Here is a 16,768-nt window from a genome sequence, read left to right as displayed (position 1 = left end):
TACGCAGCGGGAGCAAACCGGCTTCGCCGCATAATCGCACGCGGCTGGCACCGGCGGCTGCCGTTCTCGAGGGATCTTCGAGGGGGAAATCTGCGAGGGGCTGGAAAGCGAAGCGGCCGCTGAACCGGAACCCCGCACCATCGCTTTCAATTTGGCCGGCGACGGCGTTCCCACCAGACGACGAACCGGCGCCGCAGGCGGCGCACCGCGGCAAATTCGTAGGAAAGCACCAAAAGGCCGAGCGGAATCATCCAGAAGCCGAGAATCGGCAGGAAGCCGAGAAGGCCGAAAAACACCAGCATGATACCGATGGCGATCCTCAGCCCGCGCGAGCGCGGCATGGTGAACTCGCGCCCGAACACCGAGATTTTCCGCGCCGGTGCCTGGTTTTCGTCTGCTGCAGTCATGTCGAAAGTCGATCCGGTTGCCTTCGATAAAGCCATATGCGCTAAAGGCTGCAATCGCCGTTCAGGTTCCGCCGACCAAGGTCCGACGGCGCCCAAGACGGCTCATATGTGGTGTCATCCGGCGATTGCCAGAAACCATTGGGTGAAAATGCGCTGAAAAATGCGAAATGCTTCTTTGCAAAGCCGAAAAGGGTTTGCTATAGGCTGCGCCACTCACATGAGAGCCTCTATTCCCCGGTAGCTCAGTGGTAGAGCAACCGGCTGTTAACCGGTTGGTCGCTGGTTCGAATCCGGCCCGGGGAGCCAACATTTCCAAACACTTAGCCCGCTTTCCCTTTCCTGAGCGTTTACTTGAGTTCCGGACAGGGCAACATCTGGGGCAACGATGACCTTCGCCCTTGCAATGGTTACTGCTCGCGTGGCGTTCGTCGGCGCAGACCGTCTATACAGCGGCGTGGACAGCATGAAGTCGTTCGCGGCCACCAAGATGGCCAGGCTGGAAACCGCCGACGGTCACGGCTTCATCACCTATGCTGGCGCCGGCGCCAGATCAGGTAGCAAGCCTTTCGAAGTCAGCGAGTGGATCGAGGGCGTTCTGCGCGTAGCGAACCGCACGCTCGATCAGACCTTGCGGGAAATTGCCGCTGCTGCCGAAGAGCAGGGCTTCGATAAACACGCCCCCGGCCACACGTTCGGGTATGTGGGCTTCATCGACGGGAAGGCCCGAGTTGCGGCTATTACGTCGCTGGACCAGATGCAAATGAGGCTGGAGACGGGTGCCTCGACAATCGATACGAAAGGCCAAACCAAATTTCGGGTGATGGACTTGAAGCTCGGGCCGCGTGTTTATAGCTTTGGCATCGCTCTCGGCTCAGGCGCTCCCCACTTCCTGCCCGTGACGATTATGCAAACAATGACGAGACAGGCCGCTCGTGCCAGAACGAAGGAGCGTGCGGCCGATCGTCTCTGCGCATGGTTCGTGCGAATGAACAGGGAGATCAGCGCGAAGGAGCCGGCGACCGTGGGACCGCAAGCACTTTGCGCATGGGCTTACCGCGAAGGCGGCGGGGCGCATTCAGCTTATGATGCCGATGGCCGTCGAATCAACAATACAAGCATGCTGCCATTGATCTCGAAAGGCTTCCCGATGAACCAAGTGCTCGGGCCACTCTGGGAACATGTTCAACGGCAGATGGCGACGGGGTGGAAGACCGGTGAAGCTCCCCCTGTGCCATCGCAGGAAGAACTGAATGCAATTGCTCGGTCCATTGACGATCGACCGCAGCGGAAATTCTAAAAAGCAGCCCGCCATAGCAAGACAGGGGGCTGGTTGTTTCGGCACGGAATGATCTAGCGCGCCCAGCCCGGCACCGCGGGGCGGCGGGCCATTTATCGCCAATTGGCGAAAGGTCAGTCGCGAAGGATGCGCGTCACCCCCGGTATGATCTTCAGCAGAGGTACGTCGCCGATCTCGCCGCTTCGCCAGCGCCCCCAATCGCGCACGACGTCTTCACATAGGCCTGCGTCACATCAGGGCGGCGCTGCGCAAACTCTCGTAGGATTGCCTTCCCGATCGCATAGCCCGAGCCTGAGAAGAGCGCGAGCCCGCCGAGGCCGCTGATGTCGCAGGCATCCTCAAGGCTCCAGGCTTCCTGCCCGACGCCGCTTTGCCCCGTACGGTTGCCCCAGCCAAGGCTCGGCTCGTAGTCCCCTTCGTCCTGCGAATCGTGTCGTCTTGGACGTCGCCACCGTGCTCGTTCTCCTCCTCGCGCTCGCGTCCTGGGCGTGCAATTCCAATTGGCTGCCATATCCCCATCCGAGGCTTTCCTCGAGATCAGGATCCGGGCTCATGGCTCGAGCAGGTCGATCAGTCGCTCTATCGTGGTTGCTATCCCCAGGCGGTCGTTTTCCGCCACGGTGAGGAAGATTGCCCCGTCTTCACGGCGCATGTCAGGTTGATGGATGGTCATGATGTAGGCTCTCTGGTTTCGGCTTCTCACGGCCGGTTGCCAGTGGACAGCACTGGCCGGGAGGGTGAGAACATGGCCAGAGACCATGCGCGAACGGCCTTTCCCTTTCGGGTCTTGTATAGCCGCCGCTCTCCCGGCATAGTGCTGCCGTTCGCTCCGACGGCTAAGTCGGCTCGTTCTACCCGTTGGCAATATCGATCCTTGGAGGGATCGCCCCGCCAATGCTCTGGGTGCAGATGGCCCGGCAGGGCCATCCGCGGGAGTTCTCACGCTCCGCCGGTGATGATGCGCCGACACCTTTAAAAACTCAAGCACGCCCTTGCGGGGGCGAAGCTTGCGCGCGATGCTTCAGCCATGAAAGCGATGCTTTGTTCGTTGGTGATGGGTGCGACGATCTGCACCGCGGGCGCCGAAACTACTAAGCGGGAGGCGTTCGAAGCCTGCCTTGGCGCCGGGATCGACCGGTTCAAAGGCCTCTGCGAGCCGGCCGACCTACTGGCCAGGGCAATCCTCTTCGAGTGCAACCCGCAACTCACCGACCTCCTGATATCGATGCCGCTGGGGCCTAGCAATGATAGAGTCGCTTTGGCAGAGAAGCACCGGCGGGACAAAACCGAAGAGGTCTTAACCCTCTTGCTAGAGCACCGGCTGCAACATCCCTGTCGGTAGCAACAGTCCGCGAAAAGGGGAATTATCCCATGGTCGATGATGTATATCTGCAAGCCTACCGAGACGGCGGCTTGAATGCCGTCAACGATCTTCTCAAGGAGCATTTCCCGACCGACCGCGATCGGGTGATGGTCATGGAGGGTCTTCAGGACACCGGCTATTGGGCGATCACCTGGCATGAGAAGAAACACCCGGACGGCGGAATGTACCGCGATTTCGGACGTGTGAAGGCGTACCTCGGCGACGGGGACGAATAATTATCCGGCCGCTTCATGCCCTTTGGCGCCGGCTCCTATCGGCCGATATGCCTTCGCAATTGCCTTAAAGGGGCAGTCCAACGCCAACTCTTCGAGCGCTTGAGCGCCTCCATCTCCATCTTCATAGCGTCCCTTTCAATCGCGAGAGCCTGTACTTCTACCGCAAGCGCCTCGGCTCGGCCGTCATCTGGGGCAGCGGGGGGAGGAGGTGGTGTGGGCGGCGAGTCGGGTGTAGCCAGCTTTTCGAGACGGTCGAGCGCAAGTCGGTTCACGGCGTCGGCTGCGGCTTCCCGAATGAGCGCGGTCCAGCCATCGGGATCGACACACATGATGTCCCAGAAGACCTTTTGTTCCAGGTGTCCTGTCGGAATGGCGACCCGTAGCGGCGCCGGAAACCAGATCGACGTCTCACACGCTTTGATGAAGCCCGTCAGCCTCGCGAATCCGGAGTCTCTGAGGTTTTTCCACTTAGCGGAGAAATGCAGGCACGTAGGAAGGCGAAGGTAACGCACGGCGGCGAAGCCCTTTGTGAGCACGATCCGACGCCAGATCTCCCAGTCTCCCGCCCCGTTCACATCTTCTGGCCACACCGTCCGCTCTGCAAGAGCGCTGGCGCGATATACGACGCCTGAGGCCGCTATCGTGTTCCCTCTCGCCATGAATTGGCGCCGCTCTTCGGGAAAAAACAGGTTGGTAAGATCAGGACCGCAAATGCCGTCGGTCGAGACCCAGAGGACCTGGCCGTAGACAAGTGCCACCGACGGATCGACGAACTGGCCGCGCATGAGTGCAAGATGATCCGGCATCATCAGGTCATCGTCGGCAGCGAAGGCTATCAATTCCCCGCGTGACGATCGAAGCGCCAGATTTCGATTGGCATAGCCAAAGTGAGGCGCCTTGGGGAAATCAAACCAACGAATGCGCGGGTCGGAAAAGCTTTTCACGACCGCTTCGGTCTCCGGTGCTGCACCGTCGCCAACGACCAGAAGCTCGAACGATTGCTCCGTCTGCGCCAGCACCGACTGGATCGCATAGGCAAGAGAGTCGGGACGATTATGGGTCGGCATCAGAACGCTGAAGAGCGGCGGAGCGTCGTCTACCATCCCTTGAGGCCGCCAAAGTCGACCGGGATCAAATCGGTATCCAGCGGCAGCCGGTATTTGTCGGGATTGGCGTGGTCATATTGCATTGTAGGAAAATTGATTGCTCTAACGTCCCTCGCGCCGATGTTGTGGTCCGCGTGCCAGACGAATCTGGGGATGTTCATCAGGCGTGGCCGGGCTGAAGACAGAACAATCCGAAATACCTGTCCGCAGGTGCTCGACTCGGGCCTTGGGTCATACAGGACGACCTCCATCTCGCCATCGACAACGAAGTATCGATCCTCGTGAAGCTTATGCAGCGCCCAACCCTTCACCGTTCTCGGTCGTATGGTAAACATGTAGCAAAAAACAAGCGGATCGGGATGCCAATTCCAGCGAGGGTCGTAGACCTCGGTGACGCTTCCCCTGTCGTCGAGGTGAGCGGTCATGTCGTGAAACGTCACGCCGTCGGGGACCTTGCCGATCGGCTCGCCGGATCGAACCGTCTCCTGATCCTTCTGGGCCCCTGCCAATGTCTTATCGAGAATGCTCTGCGTCATAGGACTCATCCAATCTAACTAGCTTTGGCAGCGCTCCTCATGCCCTTCTTTTAACTGTCTTTCAACGGCAGCGTGGAAGGCCACGCAATCGAAGAGGACGGCACTGTAGCCAATTTCTCCGATTGGAGAGTGGAGCGGAACTGCCGTTTGACTTTCGGTTCGACGACATCACCCGGCTGCGCCAACCGCTGCCGGCGTCTTGCTATACCGCAAGCGCAAGGCCCTTGCGCTTGCGGTAGCCGTCATAAACACGCTGGGTCACGCCCTTCATGGTCGGGCCGTCGGCAGGATGGTTGGAGTAGCCGCGTTCGTGCACCAGCACGAGGTCAAGGCTTTGCTTCTCGCGAGAAACAGCATGCGAGTTCCTTTCCGCCAACTGGCGGGCTGGACGAAGCGCGCGCGAGCAAATATCAGACGGCCGGGCGGGGTATTACTTTGCGGAGGAAACAACTTTGGACCGTCTCGAACAGTTGCGGAGAAATATCGACAAAACCAGCATGTCGATAATTGAAATCGGGCCGTTCTTCAGCCCGATCGCTCCGAGGGCGGACGGCTGGGATACGACAATAGTGGACTTCCAGGACGGCGATGCTTTGCGCGAGATGGCCCGTGGTCACACGGCCGAAGTCATCCGCAACAAGGTTGACGAGATTGAAAATGTCGACATCGTCTGGACCGGCCAGCCCTTGGACGAAGCCGCCTTGGCCGTCCGGCCGGATGGTTTTGATTGCCTCATCGCCAGCCACGTGATCGAGCATACGCCGGACCTTATTCGCTTCCTGCAGCAATGCTCCCGCTTGTTGAAGCCGGACGGCATCATTTCGCTGGCCGTTCCCGATATGCGAAAATGCTTCGACCTGCTCAAGTCTCCCACCAGCCTGCGCGAAATTCTCACCGCCTACCGGGAAGGCCGCATCAGGCATTCACCGGAAGCGCTGTTTGAGGGGCGATGCTCGGCGGCGACACGCGGCGGAAAGTCGGCGTGGATCAAAGGCGATCACTCGCCGCTCGGCTACGCCCACAGCCTCGAAGCGGCATGGACGGAATATCAGGGCGACCTTAAAGGCGACATGTCCGACAGCAGGCCCTATGTCGACAACCACGCATGGTTCTTCACGCCGGCGATGTTCGAGCTGGCGATTTTCGAGTTGAACGCGCTCAAGCTTGTCAACTTTAAGATCGCCTTCATCGAAGAGAATATCGGTTCGGAGTTCGTGGTGCAGCTGCGCCGCAACGACACCCATGCGGCGCTTTCCAACGACGCCCTAAACGCCGTCCGCATCAAGCTCGCTCTGCGGCATCACGCGGAATTCGATGCCGAAGTCGGGCCGGATTATCGCGAAATCCAGCCGGTGAAGATCGAGCGGGAAATCGTCAAGGTGCCGGCCGCCAGAGACACCATCCCCACGCGGGAACTGGTTAGCCTGCTGGCAACACGCATCCGGCGCAGGGTCGGCCTGGACTAGTTGATCAGGCCGTGCGTCCGCAGAGCGTCTTCTAGCGTCTATTTCGGGTTCATCGGGAACCAGGCGTCGAGGTTTTCCCCGGCTGCCTTGCAAACCGGATGGCACGTTCCGGGTTCTCCCGGATCGCCTTCGAAATCGCGTCGACGCTTCGAATTTTGCCCTTCACTGGGGTCAGCGTGTCGGCACCGCCGAGCGCTTGGGCGAACATGTCGACAAGCTCCTGCCGGCGGCGCCACTCGCGCGTGCGACGGTCCAGCATGCCTTGAGCAAGGCCGCCATGCTTGCGGGCCATGTCAGGCGCTTGAGCGGGGTTGATGGCTAGCACTTTCGTTGCCCTTGCGTTGCCCGAGATAGATTATCGACGCAGACGATGCGGCAAGCGCTTCGATCGCTTCAGCAGCGGTCAGGCCGAACGCCTGCTTCAGGTGGGGGATAATTGGCCGGCTGATGCGCTCCCGCCTGTCAGATCGCAGCCAGGCTGCAGCCTCCTCGATAGCGGCGCTATGTTCGCGATCAGTGGTCATTAGGCCACCGCGTCTCGCTGGTCGACGCGGGCCTTCACCCAAGCATCTAACTCAGCCTCGACAAAGGCGCGCCGACGGGGCGAAAGGAACACCGGCTTAGAAAACCGGTGCTCCTTGATCATGCGGTCGATGTAATTTCGAGAGTACACGATCCCCTTTGAGGGGCGTTCACTGAAGGCGACAAGAGTTTGCATTGGAGTGCCTTACGTTGCTATCGAAGGCCTCATAGCGTAGTCATTTCAGCGTCGGGAAATACACTTCTTTGAAGAAATTTTGTGCGAACAAACCCGCGTGCTGGTTTAGAGCGCAATCAGCACTGGCAAATCAGGATAGCTTGCTTTTTCTCTTCATCCCTATAAGCGATGATGCGAGTGACGATGGACTTGCGAGGCGGCGCGGCGCCAAGGAATAGCTTGGCACCGGTCTCAATGAAATTGGCAGTAGGGCTGCCGGCGCTCTCCGATATCTTTATATGAGCAATCACTTTAAACGCCGCGCACCAGAGCCGAGCAAGGCCACGTATGAGCCCATCGATCTCGGGCTGCTCGTTTTTCGTCGGTCGACCTTCCAACCATTTTTCCATGCCGTCAGCCATAGCGGTCACGCTCGCAAGCAGGCGGTGAAGCACCCGTTTAGCGATCTCGACGTCACCCTCGGTGAACTCAGCCGGACGAGGCATGCGTTTAGTTCTTCTTCCGACATGGGGACCGGAGCTGCGTCGTCCCAACTATCAGGCACGCGCACACCCGCCCCAAACTCGGAAGCCGTCGACAACTCGAGCTTTTGGCTATCCGAATACTGCACGGTGGACGACACCGCCTCCTGGAGCCTTTTCCATTCATCGACGGTCCCTTGATGTGTGTCCTTTTTCCGCCGCTCGGCCGACCAATGAAACGTATTTGCAATGTCGTGCAGCTTCGTTCTGAGCCAATCGCCATGAGGCATGGAAAACCCTTGGGATTCCAGCATTGAAAGGATCTCTCGTTCGGCTCGCTCCGAGAAATCGTGCTGATAGTTGAAATTGAGGGTCATTGACCGGCCGCCTTTATCTGGATGACATTGTTGGCCGTCTTGCGGCCTGTCAGCGCCACAAGCGCGCCCTCCCAGCGCGTCAGGGCGTCTCGCTTCACCTTGAGGCGGTCAGACTGGTTGTACGTCCTGACTAGCGCCGTAGGCACATGCCCGATGACAGCCTCGGCAACCTCGTCCATCACGTCGAGCTCGGACAGCCGGGTGCGAACCGTCCGGCGGATGTCATGATTGACCCACGCCGGCAGCTTGGCCTCTTGATCGTCTTTCCGAAGCGCTGCGAGCATGGCGGCGTCAATCCGCAGCTTGACCTTATGGCCGATCGTCACCGGTCCCGCGCCGTCGAGCGAGCAAAGCCAGTTGCATTTCTTTAACCGCGGCAACTTGGCGATGATGCCGAGCGCTTCGTCAGTGAGAGGCACAACGTGATCGCGGCCGGACTTGAAGCGCGCCGCCGGCACAGTCAGCGTCTTGCGGTCAACGTCGACTTCGGTCCATGACGCCTGGGCGATATCGTTGAGGCGCTGGCCGGTCAGCAGCAGCAGCCGATAGACGGCGCTGTAGACGTCGCCAGCGGCCGTGGCAGTCCAGAGCGCCCCAATCTCAGCATCGGTCAGGACGCGGTCCCTTGATCCCTTCTCGCCGATGGTGGTGCGCACCTTCTTTGCCCGGAAGGGTGAGGCGGTGATCAGGTCGTCATCGACACACCAGCCGAAGAACGTCCCGATCTTCTGGGCGATGTTGAGCGCCTGCCGCTGCGCGCCGCGCGCATAGATCGGTTCGACCACTTCCATGATGTCGGCATTGGTGAGGGTGGCGACGTCCCTGCCCTTCCACTTCGGCAGGCATTCCCGGTTGAGGTCGCGCTCGTCCTCGTCGGCCTTGCGGATGCCATCGCGGCGCCGGGCTTTGATGAACCGTTCAAGGATGGTTTCGAAAGACCGGTCACGGCTCTCTGTCGCTGCCCTCGCCGCCGCCTGCCGCTCCTCGTCAGCCTGGACCTTCGGGTCAATGCCGCGATCAATGAGCGCTGCCCACTGCCTCGCCTTGGTGCGTGCCGCTTCAAGCGACATGACGTCGTACTCTCCCAGCGCGCGGCGGGCTGGCTGAGTTGCAACACCGAAACGGGCGATGTAGACAAAGCTGACTTGTCCGGCCTTAAGCTTTGAACCGTTGGACGGCTCCTTGTCGGTTACGCGGACGCCCATGCTCGGGACTTGGGCATCCATGATCACGTATCGCTTGCCAGGAGCAGCCGGCTTCAAAGCCTTCAGGCGGTTGTCGGTCAGGTTCTCGCGGGGCATTAGGGCTCTCCGGGGCAACGCAACTGCTGCCTATGTTGCCTGTGTGCTCTAATGTGCAACAGGAAAGCTGAACTCGTTATGAAACAAGGGGTTTTTCAGGAGTGGAACAACCGGTATATGGCGCTGGTGGGCTATCCCGAGAGCGGCTGTTAACCGGTTGGTCGCTGATTCGAATCCGGCCCGGGGAGCCACCGCCTTTTCTAAGCCGTGGTGCGATCTTGTACACTACAGCGCCATTGTCCGCGCACTTCGGTCCGCTTAGCTTCTGCCAGAACGGCTGGTAACAGCTACGAAGCCGATCGAGGCAGTTTGGTGGGCATGGCGCCCCTGCCCTCGCCCGAGGCAGCCTGATAACGCCCGATATCATCTATGAAAATACCAAATCGGGAGGACGTTGGTGCAAACCAAGAAGATCATCAATGACGGCAACCGCGCCGTCGACGAGATGCTGGAAGGCATCCTGGCAGCGCATCCCCGCCACCTTAAAGCCGTTGACGGCAGCCCGCGCTCGATCATCGCCCGCGATGGACCGCGCCAAGGCAAGGTAGGCCTCGTCATTGGTGGCGGCTCGGGCCACGAGCCGAGTTTTCTCGGCTTCGTCGGCAAGGGGCTGGCCGACGCGGCGGCCATCGGCAATGTCTTCGCCTCTCCGCCGCCCGACCCGATCCTCGAATGCGCCAAGGCGGCGAGCGGCGGCGCCGGTGTGCTGTTCATGTACGGCAACTATGCCGGCGACGTCATGAATTTCGACATGGCGGCCGAAATGGCAGCAATGGACGACATCGAGGTGCGCACGGTGCTGAGCACGGACGACGTCGCTTCCGCGCCCGTTGGCGACAGGCACAAGCGGCGCGGTGTCGCCGGCAACTTCTTCATCTTCAAGGCGGCAGGCGCTGCCTGCGACCGGATGTTGTCTTTCGATGAATGCGAACGCATTGCCGGGAAGGCCAACGACCACACATTCACCATGGGCGTCGCATTGGCGCCCTGTTCGTTGCCACAAACCCGCCGGCCGAATTTCGAAATCGGACCCGACGAGATGGAGATCGGCATGGGCATCCATGGTGAACCCGGCATCGCACGCGGAAAACTCAAAACGGCCGACGAGATCACTGACGAAATGCTGGACAGGATTCTGGCCGAGATGGCGCCGGCACGCGGCGAGAAGGTCGCCGTGCTGGTCAATTCGCTGGGTTCGACACCGCTGATGGAACTCTACATCATGAACCGGCGCGTGAAGCAGCGGCTTGACGATATCGGTGTATCCATTCACGCAAGCTGGGTCGGCAATTACTGCACCTCGCTCGAAATGGCCGGCGCTTCGATTACGCTGCACCACCTCGACGACGAGTTGCAAACGATGCTCGACCACCCTTGCGACTGCGCCATGTTTCGCGCCGGGTAAACTTGGCGAACGGCAAGGAACCAGAGATGACGACAATCGACACCACGCGCCTTGCCGCGATGTTCGCGGCCATCGCCGACGCTATGTCAGCCGACCGGGACCGGTTGTGCGCGCTCGACGGGGTGATCGGCGATGCCGACCACGGCATTGCGATGGAGCTTGGATTTTCCGCGGCACGCGATGCGGTGGCCGCATTGGATACCGGCACCACCGATCCGACCATCTTGCTGAACGCGGCGGCGAAGTCGTTCCTCAACGCCGTCGGCGCCTCCTCGGGCCCGCTCTATGCCACTGCGTTCATGCGCGGCGCGGCCGCCGTCAAGGGCAAGGCGACGCTCGACGACTCCGACGCGGTCGCTATGTTCCAAGCGATGGCCAGAGGCATTCAGGATCGCGGCAAGGCCGAGCCTGGTGAAAAGACGATGATCGATGCGTGGGCGCCGGCCGCGACGGCTGCGGGCGAGGCCCTGGCCGCCGGCAAGGGGCTGGCCGGCAGCCTCGCGGCTGCAGCCGAGGCGGCAAAGGCCGGCGCGGAGGCGACCAAGACGATGATCGCCACCAAGGGCCGGGCCTCCCGCCTCGGCGAACGCTCGCTTGGCCACATGGATCCAGGCGCGGCGTCCGCCGTAACCGTCATCGAGGCGATGCGGATCGCCTTGACCGGCTAGGTCGGGAGCGAATCCTCAGCGCTTCGCGTCGAGCTTGTCGACAGCCTGCACATTGGCGGCAGAGGGACCGTTCGGATCGAACTCCGAGGCCAGCCAGGCGTCGGCGATCGATTTGGCCAGTTCGGGGCCGATGACGCGCGCACCCATGGTGATGATCTGGGCATTGTTGGATTTCGCAGCGCGTTCCGCCGAATAGGTGTCGTGGGTTAGCGCGGCACGGATTCCGGGCACCTTGTTGGCCGAGATGCTGACGCCGATGCCGGTGCCGCAAAACAGGATGGCGCGGTCGTAATTGCCGTCGACAATTTCGTGGCCGACCGCAGCGGCAATATCGGCGTAGAATCCGTCCTGGCTGAGATCGACGACCTGCAGTTCTGGCTTGGTGGCGAGATGCTTGGCGATGACATCGAGCAGCGGCTTGCCGGCGCTGTCGGCTCCGAGTGCGATCTTCATGGCAATTAACTCCTTCGTTTTCGTGGTCAGCGCGCGATGGCGGCCGACGCCTTTTTGAGAATGTCGATATAGCCTTCCGCTTGCCATGCCGAGCGGCCGATGAACAGCCCATCGATATGCGGCTGGCCAATCAGTTCGGCCGCGTTGCCGGGATTGACGCTGCCGCCGTAGAGCACAAGCGGGGCGGTCGGCAACCGGGTTGCTGCGATCTGCTTGATCAGCGCCTGCTGCTTGTCGGCATAGTCGGCGCTGGCCGGAATGCCTTTCTCGCCGATCGCCCACACCGGTTCATAGGCAAAGAGTATCTCTGCCGACAACTCATTGTTTGCGAGACCCTGCAGCGCGCCCAAAACCTGCGCGGTCAGAATTGTGTCGGCGCGGCCGCCCTCGCGCTCCGCCAGCGTCTCGCCGACACAAATCAAGGGTACGAAGCCGTGCTTGACTGCCGCTGCGGTTTTCAGTCCCACGGTCTTGTCCGTTTCGCCAAAATGCTCACGACGCTCGCTATGGCCGAGTTCGATCAGGTCGAGCCCGCAATCCCTCAGCATCACCGGCGAAATCTCGCCCGTCCAGGCACCGGCATCGGCCCAATGCATGTTCTGGGCGCCAACCTTGACGCGGGTGTTGGCGAGCGCCGCCTTGACCTGCCGCACCGCGGTGAAGGGCGGAATGACGAAAGGCTGTATCGCCGGATCGAAGCCGGGCACGAAGGCAGCCAATGCCTCGGCGAACTGCAGCGCCTCCGCCAGCGTCTTGTTCATTTTCCAGCTCGTGCCGACCCAATATGGGGCCATTCTTCTCTCCTTCGATCCGAAATTCGGATGATGCGTGTTTCCGGCCAGCGCGCCGGCCTACGGGCCGGCGCTTTCCCTCAAGCGCGAGGCTTGAGACTGTCGCGGCCGCTGTCGATGTAAGGCGCCCAGAAATCCACCGACTCGCGGATCATGGCAATAACTTGATGATCGACCGGTTCCCTCTCCCGGAAGGAAAGTTCAAGGCAGATTTCATTGTCGGTTCCGCCACCCGCCCGCACGGCGTCGAGCAGCTTCTGCGGGATGATGCGGCCATCCTTGTTGTAGGCGGCGGTGAACGGCCAGTGCCCGCCCTTGTTCATCGACGATTGCTTGATGTGGATGATCGGCGATTGCAACGGGAACGCTTTCGCCCAGGCATAGGGATCAGTGTCGTCAGGATTGGGCGAGGTCACGTCGCCATGGTCGATGTCGACCATCATCTGCATCGGGATCGGCAGCTTGGCCGCATCGATGGCGCCCTGCAATTCGACGCAGCTTTCGATCGTGTGGCCAAACTCGCGGCCGACCGACATCGGTTCCCAGAAAAGGTAGGTCAGGCCCGCCGCCTTGGCGTGCTCGGCCACTTCGCGCCAGCATTCGAGCGCGATGTCGAGAAGCGCCGCGCGCCGCTGCGGATCGTCAAAATCCTTGTAGGTGAATATGGCGAACTGCGTGCCCATGCCCGACGCGCCGAGTTCGGCGGAGATGTCGGCGAAGGTCTTGAACCAATCGACATAATAGCGGCGCACATCCGCGTCCGGATGGCCGAAATGATTGAGCCGGCCATAGGGACCGGTCATACCCGAAGTGATCCGCACGCCGGTCCGCGCCAGGGCGCTGTTGAACAGGCGAACGAACTTGGCGATCGTTGCCGCCGGCCAGCCCGGATTGACGAATTCATGCGTCAGTTGCACGTCGCGGATGCCGATGCCATAGGCAATGGCGTCGATCAGATCGTCGGGATCGGCGAAGCGATTGACCAGCGGGTTGGTGTTCAGCGAAAGCGTGAAGGCCATCAGTTCACCGCCGCCATTGTCTTTGTGCACCAGTCTTCGAATGTTTTCCGCTCGGCCGCATTGATATGCAGCCCGTGTTTGGTCCGGCGTTCGAGAACGTCGGCGGCGGTCATCGCCCATTCGGTCTCGAACAGGAAGACAGCTTCGAGCTCATAGAAATCCGGGCCGAAACGACGGCCGAGATCGGCTTCGCCTTTTACGCCTTTCAGCAAGGCGCGCGTGCGCGTGCCGTAGCTGCGGGCATAGTGCTTCACCAGCGACGGGCTAAGCCACGAAAACTCGGCGTGCAGATCGCCCAGGAACTGCTCGAAATCCGCGTTGGGCAGGTCGCCTCCCGGCAGGGGAATTTTGGCTGTCCAGGCCTTCTTCATGGTCGGAAAGAAGGGCTGGATCTTTTCCAGCGCATGTTCGGACAGTTTGCGGAAGGTGGTGATCTTGCCGCCGAACACAGAAAGCAGCGGCGCGCCACCGTTCGGGGCGTCGAGTTCGAAGATGTAGTCGCGCGTCACCGCGCTCGGGTTGTCGGCATTGTCGTCATAGAGCGGCCGCACGCCCGAGAAACTGTAGACCACGTCCTGCGCGGTGAGTTGGCGCTTGAAGTAGCGGTTGACCACCTTGATCAGATAATCGATTTCGCTGGCTTCGGCCGCCACTAGCTCAGGCCTGCCTTCATAGGGTATGTCGGTGGTGCCGATCAGCGCCAGATCGTTCTCATACGGATTGACGAAAATCACCCGCTTGTCGTTGTTCTGGATCAGATAGGCCTGCCGTCCCTCCCAGAATTTTGGCACGACGATATGGCTTCCTTTTACCAGGCGAACGTTGCGGGTGGAATTCTGTCCGGCGACGCGGCTGACGATGTCATTCACCCATGGCCCGGCCGCGTTGACCAACCCGCGTGCGCGGACCCTCGTCACAGCGCCCGTGCGGCCGTCCTGCATGTCGATCGACCACAGGCCGTCTTCGCGCCAGGCAGCAATACAGGCAGTGCGAGTGAAGACTTTTGCGCCGCGCTGACTGGCATCGAGCGCATTGAGCAGCACCAGCCTGGCGTCATCGACCCAGCAGTCGGAATATTCGAAGCCACGCTTGAATTCGTCCCTGATCGGCGCCCCTTCCGGCGCCGTTCTCAGGTTCAGTGTCCTCGTTCCCGGCAGCCGCTTGCGGCCGCCAAGATGGTCGTAGAGAAACAGCCCGAGCCGCACCAGCCATGCCGGCCGGTCCTCGGGGCTGTGCGGCAGCACGAAACGCATTGGCCAGATGATGTGCGGCGCCGCCTCAAGCAGCACCTCGCGCTCGATCAGCGCTTCGCGCACCAGCCGGAACTCGTAATATTCGAGATAGCGCAGGCCGCCATGCACCAGCTTGCCGGAACGCGAGCTGGTGCCTTGCGCCAGATCGTCCTTCTCGCACAGGATGACCGACAGCCCGCGACCCGCGGCATCGCGCGCTATGCCGGCGCCGTTGACGCCACCGCCGATCACGAAGAGATCGACAATATCCGTTGTATCGCTCAAGACTTAGCTCCTGTGCGGTGCGCCATGGATTTCCACACCGGATGCAGCGCCTGACGCGCCGCGACAAAAGACGGAAACAGCGCATCGTAGGTTTGCGAAAGCGCCTCGTCATAGGCGTCGCATTCGCCCAGAAGCGGCGTCACCCATTCGGCGCAGCAATCATCCATCGAGCGATAAAAGCCGAGCCCGACCGCGGCCATCATCGCCGCACCCGCGGCACCTGCTTCTTGGCGGCTGCTGGTTCTGACCTGCGCGCGGGTTGCCGCGGCGATAATACGGCGCAGCGACGGACTGCGCGCCGCGCCGCCAGACAGGCGGATCTCGCTGGGCATGCTGCCCATGGCCTGGTAGCAATCGCGGGCCGCGAAGGCCAATCCCTCGAGAACGGCGCGCGCCAGATCGCCAAAACCGTGCTTGACCGAGAGGCCGATGAAGCCCGCGCGTGCGTCGGGGTCAACGAACGGTCCGCGTTCGCCGGCGAGCGAGATATAGGGCTGATAGACCAGCGATCCCGGCTCCGATCCTTCGACCCAGACATCGAGCGCTTTCAGCAGCTCGTCGCGCGAAGGTTTTGCGCCGCTGGCGGTCAGCACGTCGCGCGCCAGGCCAAGCAGCCAGTCGATGTTGAGCGTCGCCGCCATATTGGATTGCAGCTGCGCATAGGCGCCCGGAACCGGCATGGCGATCGTGTAGCCGGAGGCATTGTCGTTGAGGACGACATCATCAGGAGTGCGCGCTAGGCGTGTGTGGATGCCGGTCGAGCCGATGACCGTGCAGCCGACATTGCCGCTTGGATCATAGAGGCCGGCGCCGAGCGCGGTGCTGACCATGTCGACGTAGCCCAGCACCACCGGCGTGCCCGCAAGCAGGCCGGTCTCGCCTGCTGCCGACGCAGAAAGCGGATGATGGTCGGTCGTGCCTTCGAGCATGGGGGGCAGCAGGCGGCGGTGCGACGTCAGATCCAGAATGTCGAGCACCTCGTCGGAATAGCTGCGCGCGCGGAAATCGCCGAAGGTGAATGTTCCCTCCGAAGGATCGGTGGCGCGCTCGCCGGTCATCTTGAAATAGAGCCAGTCCTTGCAGTGAAAGGCAGTGGCGGCGCGCTCCAGGATTTCCGGGCTGTTTTTCTTCAGCCAGCTGAGCTGAGCGCCCTGCTGGCAGGCGTTGAGCCCGGTGCCGGTGATCTCGAACCGCGTGCGATCCCGGGGATCGCCGCGCATCTCGTCCACCAGATGTCCGGCGCGCGCATCGAGCCAGAGCCACGCGCGCCCGACCGGCATGCCGTCGCCATCGATCAGCCAGGTGCCGTCGCCCTGCCCGGTGACCGCGACGGCCGCGGTTCGCCGCGCGAGGTCTGGAATTTTCGTCGCCAGATCGAGAACGGTCAGCACCATGTCGCGCCAGGTCTGATTAAGGTCCTGTTCGGCGCCGCCGCCTTCCAGCGTGACGAAGCTGTTGGTCACCGATGCCATGGCGAGCTGCCGCCCCGATAGATCGAAAGCGACCGATTTGATCACGGACGTTCCCGCGTCGATCCCGATCAGCAGGTCTTTCATGCCGCAAGTTCCGGATGGTTATGAAGGCAAGTCACAAGGAGCAGTCTTTGTTGTCTCGAAGCCATGGAAGAGCCAGGGAGTGTCCGCGAAG

21 protein-coding genes and 1 tRNA gene are annotated in these 16,768 nt (G+C 61.3%); 7 read left to right on the top strand and 15 right to left on the bottom strand.

Annotation, left to right across the window (positions count from 1 at the left end):
• Positions 1–146: 146 nt before the first annotated feature.
• Positions 147–407: a PGPGW domain-containing protein gene (locus X733_RS158425; protein WP_023667708.1), complete on the bottom strand. Its 261-nt coding sequence runs from the start codon at positions 405–407 to the stop codon at positions 147–149.
• A 231-nt stretch (positions 408–638) separates the two neighbouring features.
• On the opposite strand from X733_RS158425, the gene X733_RS158430 reads away from it, so the two are divergent.
• Positions 639–713: transfer RNA gene (locus tag X733_RS158430), tRNA-Asn, on the top strand.
• A 79-nt stretch (positions 714–792) separates the two neighbouring features.
• Positions 793–1,704 (top strand): hypothetical protein, encoded by a 912-nt coding sequence (locus X733_RS158435; protein WP_023818110.1) that lies wholly within the window; start codon positions 793–795, stop codon positions 1,702–1,704.
• A gap of 550 nt (positions 1,705–2,254) precedes the next feature.
• Here X733_RS158435 and X733_RS1000000171275 read toward each other — a convergent pair.
• Positions 2,255–2,377 carry a hypothetical protein gene (locus tag X733_RS1000000171275; RefSeq protein WP_280790514.1) on the bottom strand — a complete coding sequence of 41 codons (123 nt, stop codon included), beginning with the start codon at positions 2,375–2,377 and terminating at the stop codon, positions 2,255–2,257.
• Between the two features lie 354 nt (positions 2,378–2,731).
• On the opposite strand from X733_RS1000000171275, the gene X733_RS158445 reads away from it, so the two are divergent.
• Both X733_RS158445 and X733_RS158450 read left to right on the top strand, forming a co-directional pair.
• On the top strand, positions 2,732–3,046 hold the full coding sequence (locus X733_RS158445) for a hypothetical protein (protein WP_023739027.1): 315 nt from the start codon (positions 2,732–2,734) through the stop codon (positions 3,044–3,046).
• Positions 3,047–3,075: 29 nt separating this feature from the next.
• Positions 3,076–3,303, top strand: coding sequence for a hypothetical protein (locus X733_RS158450; protein ID WP_023739028.1), 228 nt, complete (start codon positions 3,076–3,078; stop codon positions 3,301–3,303).
• Positions 3,304–3,338: 35 nt separating this feature from the next.
• Here X733_RS158450 and X733_RS158455 read toward each other — a convergent pair whose 3' ends face one another.
• The 3 genes from X733_RS158455 to X733_RS1000000169420 form a co-directional block, all read right to left on the bottom strand.
• Positions 3,339–4,406, bottom strand: coding sequence for a glycosyltransferase family 2 protein (locus X733_RS158455; RefSeq protein WP_023746767.1), 1,068 nt, complete (start codon positions 4,404–4,406; stop codon positions 3,339–3,341).
• Positions 4,400–4,945 (bottom strand): dTDP-4-dehydrorhamnose 3,5-epimerase family protein, encoded by a 546-nt coding sequence (locus X733_RS158460; protein ID WP_023681672.1) that lies wholly within the window; start codon positions 4,943–4,945, stop codon positions 4,400–4,402. Before X733_RS158460 ends, X733_RS158455 begins: the two co-directional genes overlap by 7 nt.
• Positions 4,946–5,147: 202 nt before the next feature.
• Positions 5,148–5,267: a glycosyl hydrolase 108 family protein gene (locus X733_RS1000000169420; protein WP_245274389.1), complete on the bottom strand. Its 120-nt coding sequence runs from the start codon at positions 5,265–5,267 to the stop codon at positions 5,148–5,150.
• Positions 5,268–5,397: 130 nt separating this feature from the next.
• Here X733_RS1000000169420 and X733_RS158465 point away from each other — a divergent pair, with 130 nt between their 5' ends.
• On the top strand, positions 5,398–6,411 hold the full coding sequence (locus X733_RS158465; protein ID WP_023818107.1) for a methyltransferase domain-containing protein: 1,014 nt from the start codon (positions 5,398–5,400) through the stop codon (positions 6,409–6,411).
• A 49-nt stretch (positions 6,412–6,460) separates the two neighbouring features.
• Here X733_RS158465 and X733_RS158470 read toward each other — a convergent pair whose 3' ends face one another.
• From X733_RS158470 to X733_RS158490, 5 genes are all read right to left on the bottom strand, one after another.
• Positions 6,461–6,703 (bottom strand): hypothetical protein, encoded by a 243-nt coding sequence (locus X733_RS158470; RefSeq protein ID WP_023818106.1) that lies wholly within the window; start codon positions 6,701–6,703, stop codon positions 6,461–6,463.
• A 1-nt stretch (position 6,704) separates the two neighbouring features.
• Positions 6,705–6,935: a hypothetical protein gene (locus X733_RS0134205; RefSeq protein WP_031193113.1), complete on the bottom strand. Its 231-nt coding sequence runs from the start codon at positions 6,933–6,935 to the stop codon at positions 6,705–6,707.
• Between the two features lie 310 nt (positions 6,936–7,245).
• Positions 7,246–7,530, bottom strand: coding sequence for a hypothetical protein (locus tag X733_RS158480; RefSeq protein WP_023818104.1), 285 nt, complete (start codon positions 7,528–7,530; stop codon positions 7,246–7,248).
• Positions 7,531–7,535: 5 nt separating this feature from the next.
• A complete protein-coding gene (locus tag X733_RS158485) occupies positions 7,536–7,967 on the bottom strand; it encodes a hypothetical protein (RefSeq protein WP_023818103.1) in 432 nt (143 codons plus the stop codon).
• A complete protein-coding gene (locus tag X733_RS158490; RefSeq protein WP_023818102.1) occupies positions 7,964–9,268 on the bottom strand; it encodes a site-specific integrase in 1,305 nt (434 codons plus the stop codon). Before X733_RS158490 ends, X733_RS158485 begins: the two co-directional genes overlap by 4 nt.
• A gap of 397 nt (positions 9,269–9,665) precedes the next feature.
• On the opposite strand from X733_RS158490, the gene X733_RS158495 reads away from it, so the two are divergent.
• Positions 9,666–10,673 (top strand): dihydroxyacetone kinase subunit DhaK, encoded by a 1,008-nt coding sequence (locus X733_RS158495; protein ID WP_023667709.1) that lies wholly within the window; start codon positions 9,666–9,668, stop codon positions 10,671–10,673.
• A 26-nt stretch (positions 10,674–10,699) separates the two neighbouring features.
• Positions 10,700–11,341 (top strand): dihydroxyacetone kinase subunit DhaL, encoded by a 642-nt coding sequence (dhaL, locus tag X733_RS158500; RefSeq protein WP_023681685.1) that lies wholly within the window; start codon positions 10,700–10,702, stop codon positions 11,339–11,341.
• A gap of 15 nt (positions 11,342–11,356) precedes the next feature.
• Here dhaL and X733_RS158505 read toward each other — a convergent pair whose 3' ends face one another.
• The 5 genes from X733_RS158505 to X733_RS158525 form a co-directional block, all read right to left on the bottom strand.
• Positions 11,357–11,794, bottom strand: a complete 438-nt coding sequence (locus X733_RS158505) for an RpiB/LacA/LacB family sugar-phosphate isomerase (RefSeq protein WP_023818101.1) — start codon at positions 11,792–11,794, stop codon at positions 11,357–11,359.
• Between the two features lie 26 nt (positions 11,795–11,820).
• Positions 11,821–12,588 carry a triose-phosphate isomerase gene (locus tag X733_RS158510; protein WP_023681686.1) on the bottom strand — a complete coding sequence of 256 codons (768 nt, stop codon included), beginning with the start codon at positions 12,586–12,588 and terminating at the stop codon, positions 11,821–11,823.
• Between the two features lie 77 nt (positions 12,589–12,665).
• Positions 12,666–13,604 (bottom strand): TIM barrel protein, encoded by a 939-nt coding sequence (locus X733_RS158515; RefSeq protein WP_023818100.1) that lies wholly within the window; start codon positions 13,602–13,604, stop codon positions 12,666–12,668.
• The gene (locus X733_RS158520) at positions 13,604–15,121 is read right to left on the bottom strand and encodes a glycerol-3-phosphate dehydrogenase (RefSeq protein WP_023672595.1); all 1,518 of its coding nucleotides are present in this window, start codon (positions 15,119–15,121) and stop codon (positions 13,604–13,606) included. Before X733_RS158520 ends, X733_RS158515 begins: the two co-directional genes overlap by 1 nt.
• Positions 15,118–16,677 (bottom strand): FGGY-family carbohydrate kinase, encoded by a 1,560-nt coding sequence (locus tag X733_RS158525; protein WP_023672596.1) that lies wholly within the window; start codon positions 16,675–16,677, stop codon positions 15,118–15,120. Before X733_RS158525 ends, X733_RS158520 begins: the two co-directional genes overlap by 4 nt.
• Positions 16,678–16,768 lie beyond the last annotated feature (91 nt).

The organism is Mesorhizobium sp. L2C066B000 (assembly GCF_000502335.1).
GTDB lineage: Bacteria > Pseudomonadota > Alphaproteobacteria > Rhizobiales > Rhizobiaceae > Mesorhizobium.
This window is presented reverse-complemented; position numbering and strand designations above follow the sequence as displayed.